General features: G+C 76.1%; 22 protein-coding genes. 18 read left to right on the forward strand and 4 right to left on the reverse strand.

What is annotated here, in order from left to right; genetic code table 11:
- Positions 1-13 precede the first annotated feature (13 nt).
- The 3 genes from ACI79Z_RS09160 to ACI79Z_RS09170 all read left to right on the forward strand — a co-directional run bounded on the left by ACI79Z_RS09160 (position 14) and on the right by ACI79Z_RS09170 (position 3,207).
- Positions 14-1,279, forward strand: a complete 1,266-nt coding sequence (locus ACI79Z_RS09160; RefSeq protein WP_456902422.1) for an ROK family protein — start codon at positions 14-16, stop codon at positions 1,277-1,279.
- Positions 1,276-2,385, forward strand: a complete 1,110-nt coding sequence (locus ACI79Z_RS09165) for an FAD-dependent monooxygenase (RefSeq protein ID WP_387988116.1) — start codon at positions 1,276-1,278, stop codon at positions 2,383-2,385. Before ACI79Z_RS09160 ends, ACI79Z_RS09165 begins: the two co-directional genes overlap by 4 nt.
- Positions 2,386-2,829: 444 nt before the next feature.
- On the forward strand, positions 2,830-3,207 hold the full coding sequence (locus ACI79Z_RS09170) for an amphi-Trp domain-containing protein (protein ID WP_456902423.1): 378 nt from the start codon (positions 2,830-2,832) through the stop codon (positions 3,205-3,207).
- Positions 3,208-3,241: 34 nt separating this feature from the next.
- Here ACI79Z_RS09170 and ACI79Z_RS09175 read toward each other — a convergent pair whose 3' ends face one another.
- The gene (locus tag ACI79Z_RS09175) at positions 3,242-3,550 is read right to left on the reverse strand and encodes a hypothetical protein (RefSeq protein WP_456902424.1); all 309 of its coding nucleotides are present in this window, start codon (positions 3,548-3,550) and stop codon (positions 3,242-3,244) included.
- Positions 3,551-3,747: 197 nt separating this feature from the next.
- Between ACI79Z_RS09175 and ACI79Z_RS09180 the strand changes: the two genes are divergently transcribed.
- Entirely contained in the window at positions 3,748-4,233 is a 486-nt protein-coding gene (locus ACI79Z_RS09180; protein ID WP_387988119.1) for a universal stress protein, read from the forward strand.
- Positions 4,234-4,258: 25 nt separating this feature from the next.
- Here ACI79Z_RS09180 and ACI79Z_RS09185 read toward each other — a convergent pair whose 3' ends face one another.
- Complete coding sequence (locus ACI79Z_RS09185; protein WP_387988120.1) at positions 4,259-4,756, reverse strand: Lrp/AsnC family transcriptional regulator; 498 nt, start codon at positions 4,754-4,756, stop codon at positions 4,259-4,261.
- A 155-nt stretch (positions 4,757-4,911) separates the two neighbouring features.
- On the opposite strand from ACI79Z_RS09185, the gene hppD reads away from it, so the two are divergent.
- Together hppD and ACI79Z_RS09195 are read left to right on the forward strand one after the other, a co-directional pair.
- Complete coding sequence (hppD, locus tag ACI79Z_RS09190; protein WP_387988121.1) at positions 4,912-6,117, forward strand: 4-hydroxyphenylpyruvate dioxygenase; 1,206 nt, start codon at positions 4,912-4,914, stop codon at positions 6,115-6,117.
- A gap of 87 nt (positions 6,118-6,204) precedes the next feature.
- Entirely contained in the window at positions 6,205-7,410 is a 1,206-nt protein-coding gene (locus tag ACI79Z_RS09195) for a cupin domain-containing protein (protein ID WP_456902425.1), read from the forward strand.
- Here the strand turns inward: ACI79Z_RS09195 and ACI79Z_RS09200 are convergent.
- Entirely contained in the window at positions 7,371-7,991 is a 621-nt protein-coding gene (locus ACI79Z_RS09200; RefSeq protein ID WP_456902426.1) for a hypothetical protein, read from the reverse strand. The genes ACI79Z_RS09195 and ACI79Z_RS09200 overlap by 40 nt on opposite strands.
- Positions 7,992-8,162: 171 nt before the next feature.
- Positions 8,163-8,735, reverse strand: coding sequence for an N-acetyltransferase family protein (locus ACI79Z_RS09205; RefSeq protein WP_456902427.1), 573 nt, complete (start codon positions 8,733-8,735; stop codon positions 8,163-8,165).
- 93 nt (positions 8,736-8,828) lie between these two features.
- Between ACI79Z_RS09205 and ACI79Z_RS09210 the strand changes: the two genes are divergently transcribed.
- The 12 genes from ACI79Z_RS09210 (at position 8,829) to ACI79Z_RS09265 (ending at position 18,419) form a co-directional block, all read left to right on the forward strand.
- Positions 8,829-9,080 carry a hypothetical protein gene (locus ACI79Z_RS09210; protein WP_387988125.1) on the forward strand — a complete coding sequence of 84 codons (252 nt, stop codon included), beginning with the start codon at positions 8,829-8,831 and terminating at the stop codon, positions 9,078-9,080.
- Positions 9,081-9,172: 92 nt separating this feature from the next.
- Positions 9,173-9,676 (forward strand): copper chaperone PCu(A)C, encoded by a 504-nt coding sequence (locus tag ACI79Z_RS09215; RefSeq protein WP_387988126.1) that lies wholly within the window; start codon positions 9,173-9,175, stop codon positions 9,674-9,676.
- Between the two features lie 90 nt (positions 9,677-9,766).
- Positions 9,767-10,735, forward strand: a complete 969-nt coding sequence (locus tag ACI79Z_RS09220; protein WP_456902428.1) for an NADPH:quinone oxidoreductase family protein — start codon at positions 9,767-9,769, stop codon at positions 10,733-10,735.
- Between the two features lie 108 nt (positions 10,736-10,843).
- On the forward strand, positions 10,844-11,299 hold the full coding sequence (locus tag ACI79Z_RS09225) for an RDD family protein (RefSeq protein WP_387988128.1): 456 nt from the start codon (positions 10,844-10,846) through the stop codon (positions 11,297-11,299).
- 194 nt (positions 11,300-11,493) lie between these two features.
- Positions 11,494-11,745, forward strand: a complete 252-nt coding sequence (locus tag ACI79Z_RS09230; protein ID WP_456902429.1) for a hypothetical protein — start codon at positions 11,494-11,496, stop codon at positions 11,743-11,745.
- Between the two features lie 7 nt (positions 11,746-11,752).
- A complete protein-coding gene (locus ACI79Z_RS09235) occupies positions 11,753-12,178 on the forward strand; it encodes an ester cyclase (RefSeq protein ID WP_387988130.1) in 426 nt (141 codons plus the stop codon).
- Between the two features lie 79 nt (positions 12,179-12,257).
- Positions 12,258-13,124 carry an MEDS domain-containing protein gene (locus ACI79Z_RS09240; RefSeq protein ID WP_456902430.1) on the forward strand — a complete coding sequence of 289 codons (867 nt, stop codon included), beginning with the start codon at positions 12,258-12,260 and terminating at the stop codon, positions 13,122-13,124.
- The gene (locus ACI79Z_RS09245) at positions 13,121-14,056 is read left to right on the forward strand and encodes an anti-sigma factor RsbA family regulatory protein (RefSeq protein WP_456902431.1); all 936 of its coding nucleotides are present in this window, start codon (positions 13,121-13,123) and stop codon (positions 14,054-14,056) included. Before ACI79Z_RS09240 ends, ACI79Z_RS09245 begins: the two co-directional genes overlap by 4 nt.
- A gap of 94 nt (positions 14,057-14,150) precedes the next feature.
- Positions 14,151-15,368 (forward strand): Gfo/Idh/MocA family protein, encoded by a 1,218-nt coding sequence (locus ACI79Z_RS09250; RefSeq protein WP_456902432.1) that lies wholly within the window; start codon positions 14,151-14,153, stop codon positions 15,366-15,368.
- Positions 15,369-15,501: 133 nt separating this feature from the next.
- The gene (locus tag ACI79Z_RS09255; protein WP_456902433.1) at positions 15,502-16,476 is read left to right on the forward strand and encodes a substrate-binding domain-containing protein; all 975 of its coding nucleotides are present in this window, start codon (positions 15,502-15,504) and stop codon (positions 16,474-16,476) included.
- A 60-nt stretch (positions 16,477-16,536) separates the two neighbouring features.
- Positions 16,537-17,598, forward strand: a complete 1,062-nt coding sequence (locus tag ACI79Z_RS09260; protein WP_456902434.1) for an ABC transporter permease — start codon at positions 16,537-16,539, stop codon at positions 17,596-17,598.
- A 5-nt stretch (positions 17,599-17,603) separates the two neighbouring features.
- The gene (locus ACI79Z_RS09265) at positions 17,604-18,419 is read left to right on the forward strand and encodes an ATP-binding cassette domain-containing protein (protein WP_456902435.1); all 816 of its coding nucleotides are present in this window, start codon (positions 17,604-17,606) and stop codon (positions 18,417-18,419) included.
- The last annotated feature ends 103 nt before the right edge of the window (positions 18,420-18,522 follow it).

The following is an 18,522-nucleotide window of genomic DNA, read 5'->3' on the forward strand; positions in this document are numbered from 1 at the left end:
TCCAGGAGGGCCCGTGACCCGGCCGCCGTCGGCGCGCGACGTCCTCGTCCTCGCGCAGATCGTCGACCTCGTCCGCACCGGCGTCGCGGTCACCCGGCCGGAGCTCGAGGCGGTGACCGGGCTGGGCCGGACCGTCGTCAACGACCGGCTGCGCGAGGGGGTCGACCTCGGCGTGCTCGCGGAGGTCGACCCCCTCGCCACCGGCAGCCGGGGCCGCCCGTCACGGGCGGTGCGGCTGCGCACCGAGGCCGGCCTGGTGCTCTCGGCGTCCCTGGGGGCGGTGTCCCTGCACGCGGCGGTCAGCGACCTCGCCGGCACCGGACTCGCCCACCGGTTCGAGCGGATCGACGTCCGCGACAGGCCCGAGCGCGTCCTGTCCCGGGTCGAGGCGCTGTTCGGGGACCTGCTGGCCGCGGTGCCGCAGCGGCCGGTGTGGGGGGTGGCCGTCGGCCTCCCCGGGCCGGTCGACGTCGCGACCGGCCGGGTCATCGCCCCGCCGATGATGCCGGGCTGGGACGGCGCCGACGTCCGGAACCGGTTCGGCGTCCGGTACGACGCGCCGGTCTGGGTCGACAACGAGGTCAACCTCATGGCGCTGGGGGAGTGGGAACGCGGCACACCCCGCGAGCGCCGCGACCTGCTGTTCGTCAAGGTGGCCACCGGCATCGGCAGTGCCCTGGTCACGGGTGGGCGGCTGCACCGGGGGGACAGCGGTGCCGCCGGCGACATCGGCCACGTGCGGGTGACCGACGACCCGTCCGCGGTCTGCCGGTGCGGGAAGACCGGGTGCCTGGAGGCGGTCGCCGGCGGCTGGGCGCTGGTCCGGCGGCTGACCGGGGAGGCGCGGGCCGGCCGCAGCCCGGTGCTGGCCGAGTGCCTGGCGCGCACCGGTCGGATCACCGGGGAGGACATCGGTGCCGCCACCGCCGCCGGCGACGAGGCCGCCCGGGCCGCGGTGGCCCGGGCGGGGCGCGTCACCGGCACCGCGGTGGCCGGCATCGTGAACTTCGCCAACCCGGGCACCCTCGTCCTCGGCGGTGGCGTGCTGCGGTCCGGTCCGCAGTTCTTCGCGGAGTTCGAGCGCGCGGTGTACGACGGCGCCATCGAGCTGGCCGCCCGCGCCCTGACCGTCCGCACCTCCTCCCTCGACCCGCGCGAGGGGACGACCGGCGGCGCGCTGCTCGTCGTCGACGCGCTGTTCCGGCCGTCGGTGATGCCGCTGTGGCTGGGCGCCGGATCGCCCCGGACCGCGGCGCCGCGACTGCAGGCGGCGACGTGAGGGCCCTGGTCGTCGGCGCCGGACCGGCCGGGTGCACGGCCGCGGTCGCCCTGGCCGGCCGGGGAGCCGACGTGGTGCTGGTGGAGGCGCACCCGGTGATCCGCCCGTCGGGTCCGGGGCTGGTCCTGCAGAGCGCGCCGCTGCGGGCGCTGGACTCCCTCGGGCTGCTCGAGGCCTGCCTCGAGCGGGGCCGCGCGCACGAGGAGATCGACCTGTGCGACGCGAGCGGCACGGTGCGGACGGTGCTGAGGCCGCCGTCCCTGCTCGAGGGGAGGCCGGCCTCGGTGGCCATCTCGCGGGCGGCGCTCGGCGAGGTCCTGGTCGCCGCGGTGACCGCCTCGGGCACGGACCTGCGGCCGGCCACGACGGTGACCGCGCTGGCCGACAGGGGGGACCGGGTCGAGGTCCGGCTCTCCGACGGTACGACCGAGGTCGTCGACGTGGTCGTCGGCGCGGACGGGCTGCACTCGCGCACCCGGGCCCTGGTCCTGCCGGCCGCGCCCGAGCCCCGGCCGAACGGGCAGCTGATCTGGCGCGCGCCGGCCCCGCGGCCACCCGAGGTGACGCGGTACTCGATGCTCGACGGAGGTCCGGAGCGGGGGAAGGTCGGCGTCGTCCCGGTGTCGGACTCCTCGCTCTACGTCTGGCTGCTGGAGCCCGACCGCGGCGTGGAGCGCCCGCACCCCGACCGGCTGGCCGCCGCCTTCCGCGAGCGCCTGCGCCCCTTCGGCGGCGCGGTGCCGCTGGTCGCGGACCGCGTGGACGACGTCGACGTGCGGTCGCTGCAGTCGCTGCTCGTCCCGCTGCCGTGGTCCCGCGGCCGGACGGTGCTGGTCGGGGACGCCGTCCACACCACCACGCCGCAGATGGCCTACGGCGTCGGCCTGGCGATCGAGGACTCCGTCGTCCTCGCCGACGTGCTGGCCGAGGACGACGACGTGCCGGCCGTCCTGCTCGGGTTCGGGGAGCGGCGGTTCGACCGCTGCCGGCTGGTCGTCGAGACCTCCGTGCGGCTGGGGGAGTGGGAGCAGCGCCCACCCGCCGACCCGGCGCTCCCGGGACGCCTGACCGGACGGGTCCTGGCCGAGCTCGCCCGGCCCCTCTGACCGGCACCCGCAGCTCGCGCACGCGCGTCGGCGTCCCGCCCTGCGGTCCCCGACCGGCGACATCCCGTCCGTCGGGACGACCCCGGCCGGCGGACCACCCCGGCGCCGCCGGTGCCCACCGCCTCAGCCGTGCGGTGCCCGCACGGCGGCCACCGCGGCCCCGAGCACGGCTCCGGTGCCGATGCAGCCGGCGAGGAAGCGCGCCGCGTCCCGGTGCCACCCCGTGATCCTGGAGTCGCTCCTGCGAGGGGTCGTACGCACTGCTGCGTCCATGCCCGACACGGTCCCGCTGCGGTCGTCACGCCGGACTCATCCCGGAGGGATGGGGGACCGGATCGTCCGGATGCCGGGTCCCGGGACCGTCGACGCCGCCGGCCCGGCGTGCCACCGTGGTCGGCAGGTGCGGTGCACCGTGCGGCGCGCCCGGGGAGGACGGAGAGGGCCGTGGCGGACGTGAAGATCGAGCAGGAACTGACGCTCAGCCGCCCGGAGGTCGCCCGCCTCCTCCGGTCGCTGGCGGAGGGGCTGGAGTCCGACGACGGCGAGGTCGCCGTCCGGCTGGGGACCAGCACCGTCGAGCTGTCGGTCGGCGACCGGCTCCGCTGCGAGCTGGAGGTGGAGGTCGACGGCGACGAGATCGAGCTGGAGCTGGAGCTGACGTGGCCGACCTCCTGCGGCGCGGCCTCCGCCGCGCAGCAGGACCGCGCGGACGAGGAGGTGCCGACCGCCGCGGAGAGCTGGGCGGAGCCGGCTCCTCCCGCGCCGCGGAGTGCACCGGAGACCCGGACGAAGCCGGAGAAACGCCGCTCGTCGCCGGCCTGACCGCGCGGGCGGTGCGGTCGGCGCGGGCGGCGGGTCAGGGCCGGCGGGCGGCCCGCCGGCCCTGCGCCGCGTGGTGCCGGATGACCCGGGCGACCGTGCGGTAGGTGGCGGCGCGGTCGGCCCGGCCGCGCTCCACCGCCTCGGCGGTCAGCCGGTCGAAGGTCGCGGCGATCCGGGTGTCGGTGTCGGCGAGGAGCCGGCCGAGGTCGCGGGCCTGCTGGGCGGCCCGCTGCACGCGCTCGGCCGGCGGCAGCAGCGGGGGCGGCGGGGAGCCGAGCCACGCCCGGACGGTCTTCCGGTCGCCGGCGGCCTCCCAGCCGTGCGCGGCCGACAGCCGGGCCACCGCCCCCCACGACGCGACGGGGCCGCGGGACGTCCGTGGCCCCCGTCCGTGGAACTCCGCGGGCCGGCGGGCAGTTGCCCGTGTGACGGCGCCGTGCCCCTGCCCCCCGCGGTGCCGCTGCCGCCCGCGACCGGCGGGCGGGTGCGGGGCACCGATCGCGAGGAGGGACCGGGCCGGTGGCCGAGGTGTGCGAGTCCGTGACCATCGACGGAGGGGTGCTGGTCGGGCACGACGGCTCCGCCGGCGCCCAGGAGGCGCTGGTGTGGGCGGCCGGCCTGGTCGGGCGGACCGGACTCCCGCTGCACGTGCTCCGGGCGTGGAGCCTGACCACCGCGCCGCGGCCGTCCACCTGGGAACCGGGCTACGTCCCGCCCCTGGAGGACTCCGAGCAGGCCGTGCGCGACGACCTGGAGCGCTGCGTCGCCGCGGCCGGCCTCGACCCGGCGGTGCGAGTGCGCACGCACGCGGTCCACGGCCCGGTGGCCCGGGTCCTGGTGCAGGCGGCCGGGGGCGCGGACCTGCTCGTCGTCGGCGCCCGGGGCGGCGGTGGCTTCGCCGGGCTGCTGCTCGGGTCGACCAGCGACCAGCTGGTCCACCACGCGCCGTGCCCGGTGACGGTGGTCCGCACCGGCACCGGACGCCCGCTCTCCTGGACCGCGGCGCCCGGGGAGGCCACCGCCTGACGTCGCCGCGCGTCCGGGCCCCCGTTCAGGCGCGGGGCATCCGCGAGCGGCCGGCGTCCGGGGCGGCCCCGGTCCGCAGCAGCGGCAGGGTCCGCCGCGGCACCAGCTCCGACAGCGCGACGACGCTGGTCGACCGGACCACCGACGGCGACCGGTTGAGCTCGACCAGCACCTGCTGCAGCGCCTCGTGCGACGCCGCGCCCACCCGGCACAGGACGTCGCCGCTGCCCGTCGTCGCGTGCGCCTCCAGCACACCGGGGATGGCCTCGAGGTCGGCGCGGACCGCCTCGATCGCGCCCTGCGCGATCTCCAGCGTCACGAACGCCTGGACACCGAACCCGGCCGCGGCGACGTCGACGTCCGGGCCGTAGCCGGTGACGACGCCGGACCGCTCGAGGCGCGCGACGCGGGCGGTGACCGTCGCCCGGGCCACGCCGAGCAGGCGGGACAGCTCCAGCGCGCCGGCACGGGGGTGCTCCCGCAGCGCCTCCAGCACCGCGACGTCCAGCGCGTCGAGCGTCATGCGTCCTCCCGGGGCGCGAGCTGTGCAGTCTGCCCAGTCGACAGGCCGGTCCGCTGGGCCAGCGGTGCAGCCGGACCAGCACCTGCGGTCAGGGTTGCACAGCACGGCCTCCCGCAGTGGGCTCTCCCCACGTCCCCGCGCAGAGGAGGCCTCCGGTGTCGATCGAGCAGACCCTCAACGACGAGGAACGCCTGGCCGGACTCGACCTGCGGCAGCTGGAGCAGCTGGTCGGCCTGGTGCAGTACGACGAGTCGGCCGACCCGTTCCCGGTCTCGGGCTGGGACGCGCTGGTGTGGGTCGTCGGCAACGCCGTGCAGACGGCGCACTTCCTCCAGTCGGCCTTCGGCATGGAGCTGATCGCCTACTCCGGCCCCGAGACCGGCAACCGCGACCACCGCGCCTACGTGCTGCGCTCCGGCGCCGCCCGCTTCGTCGTCACCGGCGCCTACGACCCCGCCAGCCCCCGCGCCGACCACCACCGCGCGCACGGCGACGGCATCGTCGACATCGCCCTCGCCGTGCCCGACGTCGACCGGTGCGTCGCCCACGCCCGCGCCCAGGGCGCCACCGTCGTCGCCGAGCCGCACGACCTCACCGACGAGCACGGCACCGTCCGGCTGGCCACCATCGGGGCGTACGGCGACACCGTGCACACCCTCGTCGACCGCTCCCGCTACACCGGCCCCTACCTGCCCGGCTACGTCGCCCGGACGTCGTCCCACCGGCCGCGGCCCGGCCGCCCGCGCCGGCTGTTCCAGGCCGTCGACCACGTCGTCGGCAACGTCGAGCTCGGCGCCATGGACCGCTGGGTCGACTTCTACAACCGGGTCATGGGCTTCACCAACATGGCGGAGTTCATCGGCGACGACATCGCCACCGACTACTCCGCGCTGATGAGCAAGGTCGTCGCCAACGGCAACCACCGGGTCAAGTTCCCGCTCAACGAGCCGGCGGTGGGGAGGAGGAAGTCGCAGATCGACGAGTTCCTCGAGTTCTACCGCGGTCCCGGCGCCCAGCACGTGGCGCTGGCCACCGACGACATCGTCGCCACCGTCGACGCGATGCGCGCCGAGGGCGTCGAGTTCCTCGCGACGCCGGACTCCTACTACGAGGACCCGGGGCTGCGGGCCCGCATCGGCGAGGTGCGCGTGCCGATCGAGGAGCTGCAGGCCCGCGGGATCCTCGTCGACCGCGACGAGGACGGCTACCTGCTGCAGATCTTCACCACGCCCACCGGCGACCGGCCGACGGTGTTCTTCGAGCTCATCGAGCGGCACGGCTCGCTCGGTTTCGGCAAGGGCAACTTCAAGGCACTCTTCGAGGCCATCGAGCGCGAGCAGGAGAAGCGCGGCAACTTCTAGGAGGGCCACCCTTCCCCCCAGGCCTCGCTCCGCTCGGCGCGGGCCCCTGAAGGGTGGCGGTTCGAGTCCCTCACCAGGAAGGCCACCATGGCGTTCTACCGGAGGGTGGGCGAGGTCCCGCCCAAGCGGCACACGCAGTTCCGGCGTCCCGACGGCGGCCTGTACGCCGAGGAGCTGATGGGGGAGGAGGGCTTCTCCAGCGACTCCTCGCTGCTCTACCACCGCGGCCTGCCCTCGGCGCTGGTCGACGCCCGCCCGTGGGAGCTGCCCGACCAGACCCTGACGCCGAACGCACCGCTCGTGCCGCGCCACCTCAGGCTGCACGACCTGTTCCCGGGGGAGGAGCCCAAGGGGGTCGACCCGGTCACCGGCCGACGGCTGGTGCTGGGCAACGCCGACGTCCGCATCTCCTACGCCGTCTCGTCGCTGCCCAGCCCGTACTACCGCAACGCGGTCGGCGACGAGTGCGTGTTCGTCGAGCGCGGCACCGCCACCGTGGAGACCGTGTTCGGCGCGCTGGAGGCCGGCGCGGGCGACTACGTGGTGGTCCCGCGGGCCACCACCCACCGCTGGGTCCCCACCGGCGACGAGCCGCTGCGCACCTACGCGATCGAGGCCAACTCCCACATCGCGCCGCCCAGGCGCTACCTGTCCCGCTACGGGCAGTTCCTCGAGCACGCGCCCTACTGCGAGCGCGACCTCCGCGGCCCGGACGCCCCGCTGCTGGCCGAGGGCACCGACGTCGAGGTGTACGTCAAGCACCGCGGCCCCGGGCCCGGCGGGCTGGCCGGCACCGTCCACGTGACGCCGGAGCACCCCTTCGACGTCGTCGGCTGGGACGGCTGCCTCTACCCCTACGCGTTCGCCGTGGCGGACTTCGAGCCGATCACCGGGCGGGTGCACCAGCCGCCGCCGGTGCACCAGGTGTTCGAGGGCACGAACTTCGTCATCTGCAACTTCGTGCCGCGGAAGGTCGACTACCACCCGCTGGCCGTGCCGGTGCCCTACTACCACTCCAACGTCGACAGCGACGAGGTCATGTTCTACGTCGACGGCGACTACGAGGCGCGCCGGGGCTCGGGGATCGGCAGGGGGTCGGTCTCGCTGCACCCCGGCGGGCACAGCCACGGCCCGCAGCCCGGCGCGGTGGAGCGGTCGCTCGGCGCGGAGCGGTTCGACGAGCTGGCGGTCATGGTCGACACCTTCCGCCCGCTCGAGCTCGGCGAGGCCGGCACCGCCTCCGACGACGGCCGCTACGCCTGGAGCTGGTCGGGCCGGGGACCCGGCACGTGAGCTGACGGGACCGGCCCGCCGGTCACCGGCGCGCGGGCGGCGGCGACGGCCGCGGCCAGCGTGGCCCGCAGGGCGGCGTCCCGCCGCGGTCCGGGCAGGTCCCACAGCGCGGCGACCGCCGCCTCCAGGCGGTGGCGCCCCGGCCCCTGCCGGTACAGCGGGTCCAGCCACCGGGCGAGGCCCGCCCGCGGCCCGGTGCCGGCGACGCGGACGCACCGCCGCCCGGCGCGGGCGAGGTGCCGGCGCAGCAGGGCCGGGTGCTCCGCCGCGGCGGCGGCGGCCCGCACCGCGGCGTGGACGACGGCGGCCGTGCGGCGGGCGTCCCGGAAGCGGGCGGTGCCGGCCAGGGCGGGGGCGAAGGCGGCCAGCAGCGGCCGCCCGTCGTCGGTGGAGGCGTCGTTCACCAGCCGGGCCAGCGCGGCCAGGGTGGGGTCGGTGCAGCGGGGGTGGTCGTCGAAGGAGGTCCCGGCGAGCACCGAGACGTACTCCATGAGACAGGCGCCCTGCTCCGGCGACGCGTGCCACCCGGCCCGGAGCCGGGGGAGCCCGTCGGGGACGACGGGCCGGTCGGTCCTCTCCATGGTCCACCACCGGTTCGGTCGACGGACGGCGACGGCGCGGCCAGTGTCGCGCGCAGCGCCGCCGCTGTGGGCGGGCCGGCGCGCGCGGGCTCGTCGGGGTGCCCGCCCGCGCGTCGCCCGGACCGGACTGGTCGCGGCGCGCGCCGAGCGGCGCCTGCTGCGCGCCCGGGGTCAGGGGACCGGGGGCAGGTCGGTCACCTCGACGGTGAGCTCGCCCCCGCCCTCGTGCCGCGCGGTCAGCCGGCCGGCCCGGCGCAGCATCCCCAGCGAGGCGCGGTTGTGCGCGGCCACGGTCGTGCGCAGCCGGACGACGTCGCGGGGCCGGCGGGCCAGCACGGCGTCCAGCAGCGCCCGGCCCACACCGCGGCCCTGCCAGGAGTCGAGCACGGTGACCGCGACGTCGGCCGTCTCCGGCTCGCCGGGCCAGCGCACCAGCCGGGCCACGCCGACCGGGCGGGCGCCGCCGTCGACCGGGAAGGCGGTGAGGACGACGGCGACGTGGTCGACGCCGTCCACGCCGTCGACCAGGAGCCGGAGGAGGGAGTCGGACAGCTCGGGCAGGTCGGTGAGGAAGCGGGAACGCCGCGACTCGGGCGAGAGCTCGGCGTAGCCGGCCCGCAGCGCCTCGCCGTCGGTGTCCAGCAGCGGCCAGACCAGGGCCGGGGTGCCGTCGGCGAGGACGGCCTCCGTCAGCGGGCCGGCCGCGTCGGGGGCCCGCTCGGTGGTCGTGCTCGGGGTGCTCACGACGGGTACAACGCCCGCGCGGGTCGCATCCGTCCGGGATGTGCGCGGGAGCACGTCGTTGCCACGGGGCGCCGCGGCCCGCACCCTCGCTGCATGACGCGCAGGGGGACGTCCACCGGCACCGTGGTCCGCTGGGACGAGCAGGCGCGCGGCGCCGTCGTGGAGGTGCCCGGCCTGCCCGGCGACTGCTGGGCCGACGCCGCCGCCGTCGACCCGGCCGGCGGCACGCTGCGCGCCGGGCAGGTGGTCACCGTGGACTGGGTCGAGGAGCCGGCGCACGGGCGGCCGTTCCGCGCGGTGCGCGTCCGGCGGCGGGAGGACCTGCAGGCCACACCCGGCGCCTGAGCCCGGACCCGCGCGCGACCCGCTGGGCGCGAGCGGTCACGCGGAGCACGATGACCGGTACGCCACAGTCCGTGCCGGCGTCAGGAGGGCCCGTGGAGCAGCGGACCGGAGCACGCGCACCCCTCGGGACGGCGACGGGCGCCGCGGTCCTCGTCCTCCTCGCCGCCGCGTGCGGCACGGGGCAGGACGCGGAGACCGCCCGGGAGACGCCGGACACCCCGGGCGTCGACGGCTCGGTCGGGCAGGTGGCCCTCAGCGACGTGTACCTCGACGCCGACGCGACGATCGCCGCCGGCGACTCGGTCGCCCTCCGCGGCGCGCTGACCAACGACGGGGACACCGACGACCGGCTGGTCTCGGTGAGCACGCCCGCGGCCGGGTCGGTCACGCTGCTCGACGAGCAGGGCGACAGCAGCCCCGACGGCATCGACCTGCCCGCCGACGGCTCGGTCGACGCGACCCGGGGCCAGGTCCGGATGCAGCTCGACGACGTCACCGCCGACATCACCACCACGGACACCGTCCAGGTCACGTTCGCCTTCCAGGAGGCCGGGCAGGTGCAGCTGGACGTGCCCGTCGGGACGGCGGGGTCGTAGGGCCGGCGGGGACCCGGCTCGGGCCGGCGGCGCCGCGGGCGTGCTCTGACACACTCGCCGCACCGTCTCCCGAGCCCTCCAGGAGGACCCGTGCGCGCCGCGCAGATCACCAGCCTCGACGGCCCCTCGGCCATCTCCGTCGCCGACGTCCCCGAGCCCGCCGGCGACGGCAAGGTCGTGATCGACGTGCACGTCGCCGGCGTGACCTTCCCCGAGGTGCTGCTCAGCCGCGGCGAGTACCAGCTCAAGCCGTCGGTGCCGTTCGTGCCCGGCAGCGAGGTGGCCGGCGTCGTGCGCAGTGCCCCGGAGGGCAGCGGGCTCGCCGCCGGGCAGCGGGTGGCGGCCTTCCCCGGCTTCGGCGGCTTCGCCGAGGTGGCCGCGGCCGACCCGGGCTTCGTCTTCCCGCTGCCCGACGGCGTCTCCTTCGAGCAGGGCGCCGCGCTGCCGATGAACTACCTGACCATGCACTTCGCGCTGCGCCGGCGGGGGCAGCTGCGCGAGGGCGAGACGGTGCTCGTGCACGGCGCCGCGGGCGGGCTGGGGACGGCGGGCGTCCAGCTCGCCAAGGCCTACGGCGCGCGGGTGCTCGCGGTGGTGTCCAGCGAGGCCAAGGGCGAGGTGGCCCGCGCCGCCGGCGCCGACGAGGTCGTGCTCGCCGACGGGTTCCGCGAGCGGGTGAAGGAGCTCACCGGCGGCCGCGGCGTCGACGTCGTCGCCGACCCGGTCGGCGGGGACCGGTTCACCGACTCGCTGCGCAGCCTCGGCCGCGAGGGCCGGCTGCTGGTGCTCGGCTTCACCGGCGGCGAGATCCCGACCGTCAAGGTCAACCGGCTGCTGCTCAACAACGTGTCGGTGGTCGGCGTCGGCTGGGGCGCGTTCTGGACGGGCGACCCCGGCTTCGTGCGCGAGCAGTGGGCCGACCTGCTGCCGCTGCTCGAGCAGGGCCGCCTCCGGCCGGTGCTCGGCACGGTGCACGACCTCGCCGACGCCGCGGCCGCGGTCACCGAGCTCGACGAGCGCCGCGCCACCGGCAAGGTCCTGCTGCGCGTGCGCGACTGACCCGGGGCCGAAGGGCCCCGCGCGCCCGGGCCGTCCGGGCGTGGGGACGGGACGGGCCACCCCGCGAGGCTGGGGCGGTCCGTCCCGCACCCGACGCAGGAGGCAGCCATGACGGCGCTCTCCGCCCCGTACGCCGCGACCACCGACGTCCACGTCACCGGCCGGCGCGTCCTCGCCACGCTCATCGACAGCGTGGTCGTCGGCGCCGCCTTCACCCTGCTGGCCGCGGGCACCGACTCCATCGAGCAGGTGGGCCCGTGGGAGTGGGTGTCCGACGCCCCGCCCTGGGCCAGCGTGCTCTACGCCGTGGCGGCCCTCGCCTACTTCGTCCTCATGGAGGGGGCGCTCGGGCAGACGCTGGGCAAGATGGCGACCGGGATCCGGGTCGTCGACGAGCGGACGGGCGCCACGCCGCCGGGCTACGCCGCCGCGGCGATCCGCACCGTGCTGCGGGTGGTCGACGGTCTCCTCGGCTACCTGGTGGCCTTCGTCGTCGTGCTGTCCAACCCCCGCCGGCAGCGGCTCGGGGACATGGCCGCGCACACCCTGGTCGTCCGGACCTGACCGGCGCCGGTCACAGCGGCTTCGGCGAGCGGGCGGCGCGTGCCCGGACCCGGGCCCGGGTGCGGAGGGTCGGGACGGGCCGCGGTCCCCGACGGCCCGCCTCGTCCGCCCGGGGTGAGGCGGGGCCCGCCGCCGCGACGGGACGGTGGCGCGTCCGGCCTCGACCGTGCCACTCCCGACCGGCGGAGGACCCCATGGCCACGACGACACCCGCCAGGACCCCACCCGCCGCCCCGTCGTCCCGCCCGGCGCGGCGCCGGGTCCGGCCGGGACAGGTCCTCGCGCCGGTCCTCGCCGTCGTGACGGTCGCGTTCACCCTGCAGAACCGCGACCGGGTCACCGTCGACCTGTTCACCGTCGACGTCTCGTCGCCGCTGTGGCCGATCCTGACGATCGTGCTGCTGGTCGGCGTGCTCCTGGGGACGATCCTGCGCACCCGGCGGTGACGGGCCGATGACCTTCGACGTCGACCGGCTGCTGCGGCTGTGGACCGACCCGCTGCCCGGCGGACCCGCCGCGGAGGAGGCCTTCCGCGCGGTCTACACCGACCCCGTCACGGTCAACGGCCGGCCGCTGACCGCCGCCGACCTGGTCGCCCGCGCCCGGGCGGTGCAGGGCACCTTCGAGCGGGTGGAGCGGCAGGTCGTCGCCGTGGTCGAGGACGGCGACCGGGTCGTGGTCGCCTTCCGGATGGGCGGCCGGCAGGTGGGGCCGCTGCAGACCGCGGCCGGCCCGCTCCCGCCCACCGGCCGGGACGTGCGGCTGCGGGTGGTCGACGTCCTCACCCTCGACGGCGGCCGGATCGCCGACGTCTGGATGGTCGCCGACGAGCTCGGGGCGCTGGCCGCCGTCGACGCCGTCCGCCTCGTGCGCGCCTGACCAGGGCCTCCGCGAGCGCCCCCGGAACGGATCCGTCCGGGTCCTGACACCGGCGACGCGGGTGGGTAGCGTCACCGGGGTGACCACCCCGCAGGGTCTGGGCACCCCGACCGGACTCCGGCCGGGGGACCACGCCTGCTGGTCCTTCGGCGACGGCGCCGACCTGGCCGCGGCGGTCGTGCCCTTCCTCGAGGAGGGGCACCGGCGCGACGAGCAGCTGGTCGTGGTCGGCCCCTCGCGGTCCGCCCTGCTGGCCGCGGTGTCGGGGCTGCCGCACCGGGACGAGCTGTTCGCCGCCGGCCGGCTCGACCTGCAGACGACCGGCGACAGCTACACGGCCGCGGGCGGCCTCACCCCGGCCGAGCAGGTGGAGCACTACCGCGCCGCGACGCGGGCGGCGCTCGCCGGCGGGCGCACCGGCCTGCGGGTGGCCGCGGACGTCACCGAGCTGGTCCGCGGCGGGCGGGCCGGCCGCCGCCTGCTGCACGCCTACGAGCAGCTCGCCGACGAGCTCATGGCCGCGGTCCCCATGACCGCGCTGTGCCTCTACGACGCGTCGGTGGGCCCGGAGGTCCTCGGGCCGGTCGCCGTCCTCCACCCGCTGCAGCACCTCGGCGACCGGCTGCCGCTGGCGCACCTGTCCGGCCGCGGACCCCGGCTGTCGCTGCACGGCGAGGTGGACCTCACCGAGGCCGCGCACGTGGCGACCGCGCTGGTCGACGTCGCCGGCGACACCCCCGGCGAGCTGGTGCTCGACCTCGCGGACCTCGACTTCCTCGACGTCGCGGGCGCCCGGGCGCTGGCCGGCGCGGCGCGGGAGCTGGCCGCCCGCGGGATCGACCTGCGGCCGGTCGCGGCGCGCCGGAACGTGCTGCGCTGCCTGGAGCTGTTCGGCCTGGAACCGTTCGGCCGGGAGCCGTCCGGCACGGCCCCGGGGCAGCCGTGACCTGGCTGCACCCGACCGGCGACTGGGACGGCACCGGCCTCGCCCACGAGGGGTTCGTCTTCTCCTCCGACGCCGAACTGGTCGAGCGGGTGGTGCCCTTCGTCCTCGAGGGCTTCCGCCGGGACGAGCCGGTGCTCGTCGTCGCCGGGGAGCGGGTGCGCAGCCTGCTGGCCGGGCAGCTGGGGACCGACCTCGGCCGGCTGGCGGTCTTCGCCGCCGCGGAGACCTGGTGGCGCGGCGGCCACGGCACGCTGCAGGCCTACGACCGCGACCTGCGCGCCCTCCGCGCCGAGGCGCCGAGCTGGCGGCTGGCCGCCGAGCCCGTGTGGCTGGCCCGGGAGGACGGGCGGGAGTGGAGCCGCTTCGAGGCGGTGGCCAACCGCTGCTACGACACGATGCCGTACTACAGCCTCTGCCTGCACGACGCCCAGCGGCTGCCCGCCGACGTCCTCGCGGCCGTCGCCCGCACCCACCCGCTCACCTGGGACGGCGCCGCCCCGGCACCCCAGCCGGCGTACGAGGACCCGGCCTGCTTCCTGCACCTGGCGCAGCCGGCCTGGACCCCGCGCCCCGAGGCCGCGCCAGTCCTGCCCGTGACGTCGCCGGGGCAGGGCCGCCGCGCACTGAGCGTGCTGCTGCCGGCCGGCCGGCGCGCGCGGCTGGGCGACGTCGTCCTGGCCGCCCACGAGCTGCTGGTCAACGCGCTGGGGGCCGCCCCCTTCGCCGAGCTGTCGACCTGGACCGACGGGGACGCCTTCGTCGTCGAGGTGGCCGACGCCGGGCCCGGCCTGGCCGACGCGACGCTCGGCTACGTGCCCCCGGACCCCGCCGACGGCGCGCGCGGCATGTGGCTGGCGTGGAGCCTGGCCGACGACGCCGCCGTCTGCACCGGGCCGGCCGGCACCACGGTCCGGCTGTTCTTCCGCGCCTGACCCGGCGGCTCCCGACCCCACGGCACGGAGCGGTCCCCGCGGGCCGGTCCGGGCCTACGCTCGCTCCCACTCACGGGGCCGAGGGGGGCGTGCCGTGGGCGGGAACGGGCCGGGGACCGGGCGTCCGGTCGGGGTCGCGGTCGTCGGGTTCGGCTGGATGGGCACCGTGCACGCCCGCGCGCACGCCCGGGTCGGCCACCACTTCCCCGGCCTGCCCGTCGTCCCGCGGCTGGTCGCCGTCGCCGACGACGTCCCCGGCCGCGCCGAGGCCGCCGCCGCCGGCTACGGCTTCGCCACGGCCACCACGGACTGGCGGGCGGTGCTCGCCGACCCGCGCGTGGAGCTCGTGTCGGTCACCGCGCCCAACTGGCTGCACCGGGAGATCGGCGTCGCCGTCGCGGGGTCCGGCCGGCACCTGTGGATCGAGAAGCCGGTCGGCCTGACCGCCGACGACGCCCGCGCGGTGGCCGGCGCGGCCGCCGCGGCCGGCGTCCAGGGCGTCGTCGGGCTGAGCTACCGCAACGTGCCCGCGGTCGCCCTGGCGCGGGAGATGGTCGCCGCCGGCGAGATCGGCCGGGTGACCCACGCCCGCGTCGCCTTCCTCAGCGACTACGCCGCCGCGCCGGAGGGGGCGCTGACCTGGCGGTACGAGCGGGCCCGCGGCGGCAGCGGGGTCCTCGCCGACCTCGGCTCGCACGCCGTCGACCTGGTCCGCCACCTGCTCGGCGACGAGGTCGAGTCCGTGCTCGCCGACACGGCGGTGTTCGTGCCGCAGCGGCCCCGACCGGCGGGCCCGACGTCGGGGCACGCGCTGGCGACCGGCGGCGTCCCGGGGCCGGTGGAGAACGACGACCACGTCGCCGCGCTGCTGCGGCTGTCCTCCGGCGCGCGGGTGGCGCTGGAGGCCAGCCGGGTGGCGGCAGGGGAGCAGAACGCCTACGGCTTCGAGGTGCACGGCAGCGCCGGGCGCCTGGCGTGGGACTTCCGCCGGATGGGCGAGCTGCAGGTCAGCCGCGGCCCGGTCGCACAGGACCAGCCCGTCGCCACCGTGCTGGTCGGTCCCGGGGCGGGGGAGTACGCGGCCTTCCAGCCCGGCCCCGGCAACCCGATGGGCTTCGACGACCTGAAGGTCGTCGAGGCGCGCGACGCACTGCTGGCGGCCGCGACCGGCGAGCCGCACGGCGCGACGCTGGCCGACGCGGTGCGGGCGGCGGTCGTCCTCGACGCGATCGCCGACTCCGCCGCCCGGGGGGAGCGGGTGGCGGTCCCCGCGGACCGGGCGGTCCCGGTCGGGGGCACGCCGGGCCCTTGACGCCTCTGGTGCCCCATGTCACATTCCACATGTCACTATGTCCAGACATAAGGACGTCGTTGTGACGGGGGGTCCGGGGTCTGGACCGGCCGACGGCCGCCAGGAGGGTGGCCATCCCGACGAGGAGACGCCCATGAGGAGGACCCGCAGGTCGCTGCAGCTGGCGGTGGCGGTGAGCGCGACGGTGGTGGTCGCGAGTGCGTGCAGCAGCGAGGGCGGTGCCCGGAACGAGGGCGGCGGTGCGGACCAGGGCGACTACACGATCGCGATGATCACGCACGAGGTCCCGGGGGACACCTTCTGGGACAAGATCCGCGCCGGCGCGGAGGCAGCCGCCGACGCCCACGGCCTCACGCTCAACTACTCGAACGACAACGACTCCGGCGAGCAGGCCACCCTCGTCCAGAACGCCGTGGACCAGGGCGTCGACGGCATCGCGGTCACCCTCGCCTTCCCCGACGCCGTCGGGCCGGCGGCGCAGTCGGCGATCGAGGCCGGCATCCCCGTCGTCGCCTTCAACTCCGGGATCAACGACTACCAGAACTACGGCGTACCGATGTACTTCGGGTCCAACGAGGACCTCGCCGGCCAGACCGTCGGCACCCGCATCGGCCAGGACGGCGGCGGCAAGGCCCTCTGCGTCATCCAGGAGCAGGGGCACATCGCGCTCGAGACCCGCTGTGCCGGCGTGGCGAGGACCTTCGCCAACACCGAGAACATCAACGTGCCCGGCGCCGACCTGCCCGCGGTGCAGCAGACGATCGGGGCCAAGCTCCAGCAGGACCCCACGATCACGCACATCGTCACGCTGGGTGCGCCGATCGCCCTGGCGGCGCAGCAGGCCAAGAACGACACCGGCAGCCAGGCCGAGGTCGTCACCTTCGACCTCAACTCCGACGTGGCCGAGGCCATCCAGAGCGGGGACATCGCCTTCTCGGTCGACCAGCAGCCCTACGTGCAGGGGTACATGGCCGTCACCGCGCTGTGGCTGAACATCACCAACGGCAACGACATCGGCGGCGGCGGCCCCGTCCTCACCGGCCCGTCGCTCGTCGACGAGACCAACATCGGCCCGATCGTCGAGTACGCGGCCAACAACACCCGGTAACCCGCTCGGGGGGAGCCGGGACAGCCCGGCTCCCCCCGCCCTCCCTCCTGGAGTGCAGACATGAGCTCATCCGTGGCGACACCGCCGTCAGCGCCGGCGTCGTCCGCAGTCGCCGCGCGCACCCAGCGGTCGCTGCTCTCCCGCCTGCTGGCGCGCCCCGAGGTCGGCGCCCTGGCCGCCGCGATCGCGATCTTCGTCTTCTTCTACGCGGTCGCGGCGCCGTTCCGGACGCTGCCCGCCTTCGCCACCGTGCTCTACGCCAGCTCGACCATCGGCATCGTCGCGGTGGGGGTCGCGCTGCTGATGATCGGCGGCGAGTTCGACCTGTCGTCCGGCGTCACGGTGACCACGGCGGCGCTCGCCTCGGCGATGCTCTCCTACCAGTACAGCCTGAACATGTGGGTGGGCGTCGTCTTCAGCCTCGCCGTCGCCCTCGTCATCGGGTTCGTCAACGGCTACCTGGTGGTGCGGACGGGGATCCCCAGCTTCCTCATCACCCTGAGCACCTTCTTCATCCTCCAGGGCGTCAACCTCGGCGTGACCAAGATCGTCACGGGCACCGTGGCGACGCCCAACGTGAGCGACATCGACGGGTTCGACGCGGCGCGGGCGGTGTTCGCCAGCGACGTCGACCTCGGCTTCATGACGGTGAAGATCACGGTGCTGTGGTGGCTGCTGTTCGTGGCCGTGGGCACCTGGCTGCTCCTGCGGACCCGCACCGGCAACTGGATCACCGCCTCGGGCGGCAACCAGGCCAGCGCCCGCGCGGTGGGTGTCCCCGTGCGCAAGGTCAAGATCGGCCTGTTCATGGGCGTCTCGTTCCTGGCCTGGTTCCTGGGGATGCACCTGCTGTTCAACTTCAGCTCGGTCCAGTCCGGCCTCGGCATCGGCAACGAGTTCATCTACATCATCGCCGCGGTCGTCGGCGGGGCCCTGCTCACCGGCGGCTACGGCTCGGCGGTGGGGTCGGCCCTCGGCGCCTTCATCTTCGGCATGACGACGCAGGGGATCGTCTTCGCCGGCTGGGACCCGAACTGGTTCCGGACCTTCCTCGGCGTGATGCTCCTGCTCGCCGTCATGGTCAACCTCTACGTCAAGAACTACGCCGAGCGCAGGAAGTGACGACGATGACCGACACCATCACCGAGCACGCCGCGCCCGACCTGAAGGCCGGCACGCCGCTGGTCGAGATGCAGGGCGTCGGCAAGTCCTACGGCGCCATCCGGGCCCTGGAGGGCATCGACCTGACCGTCAACGCCGGGGAGGTGGCCTGCGTCCTCGGGGACAACGGCGCCGGCAAGTCGACGCTCATCAAGATCATCTCAGGGCTGCACCCGCACACCGAGGGGACGCTGCGGGTCGACGGCCAGGAGCGGCGCTTCAGCTCACCCCGCGAGGCGCTCGACGCCGGCATCGCGACCGTCTACCAGGACCTGGCGGTGGTGAGCCTCATGGAGGTCTGGCGCAACTTCTTCCTCGGCTCGGAGATCCGCAAGGGGAAGTACCCGATGGCACCGCTGGACATCAAGGCCATGCGGGAGATCGCCGACACCGAGCTGCAGAAGATGGGCATCGTCGTCAAGGACATCAACCAGCCGATCGGCACGCTGTCGGGCGGTCAGCGCCAGTGCGTGGCGATCGCCCGGGCGGTCTACTTCGGCGCGCGCGTGCTCATCCTCGACGAGCCGACCGCGGCGCTCGGCGTCAAGCAGTCCGGCGTCGTGCTCAAGTACACGGCGGCAGCCCGGGACGCCGGCCTCGGGGTCGTCTTCATCACCCACAACCCGCACCACGCCTTCATGGTCGGGGACCACTTCGTGATCCTGAAGCTGGGCCGCCGCGTGCTCGACAAGAAGCGCTCCGAGGTCACCCTCGAGGAGCTCACCGGTGAGATGGCCGGCGGCCAGGAGCTCGCCGAGCTCTCGCACGAGCTGAAGCGCTGACCGCACCCGGGTCCCCCCGCGCCGTCCCGCGCGGGGAGGACCCGGCCGTGCCCACCTCCCGCCGCAGCCGGACGGCCGGGCGACGCCGCACGTCCGCGTCGGC

This window comes from Geodermatophilus sp. SYSU D00663 (genome assembly GCF_054050655.1).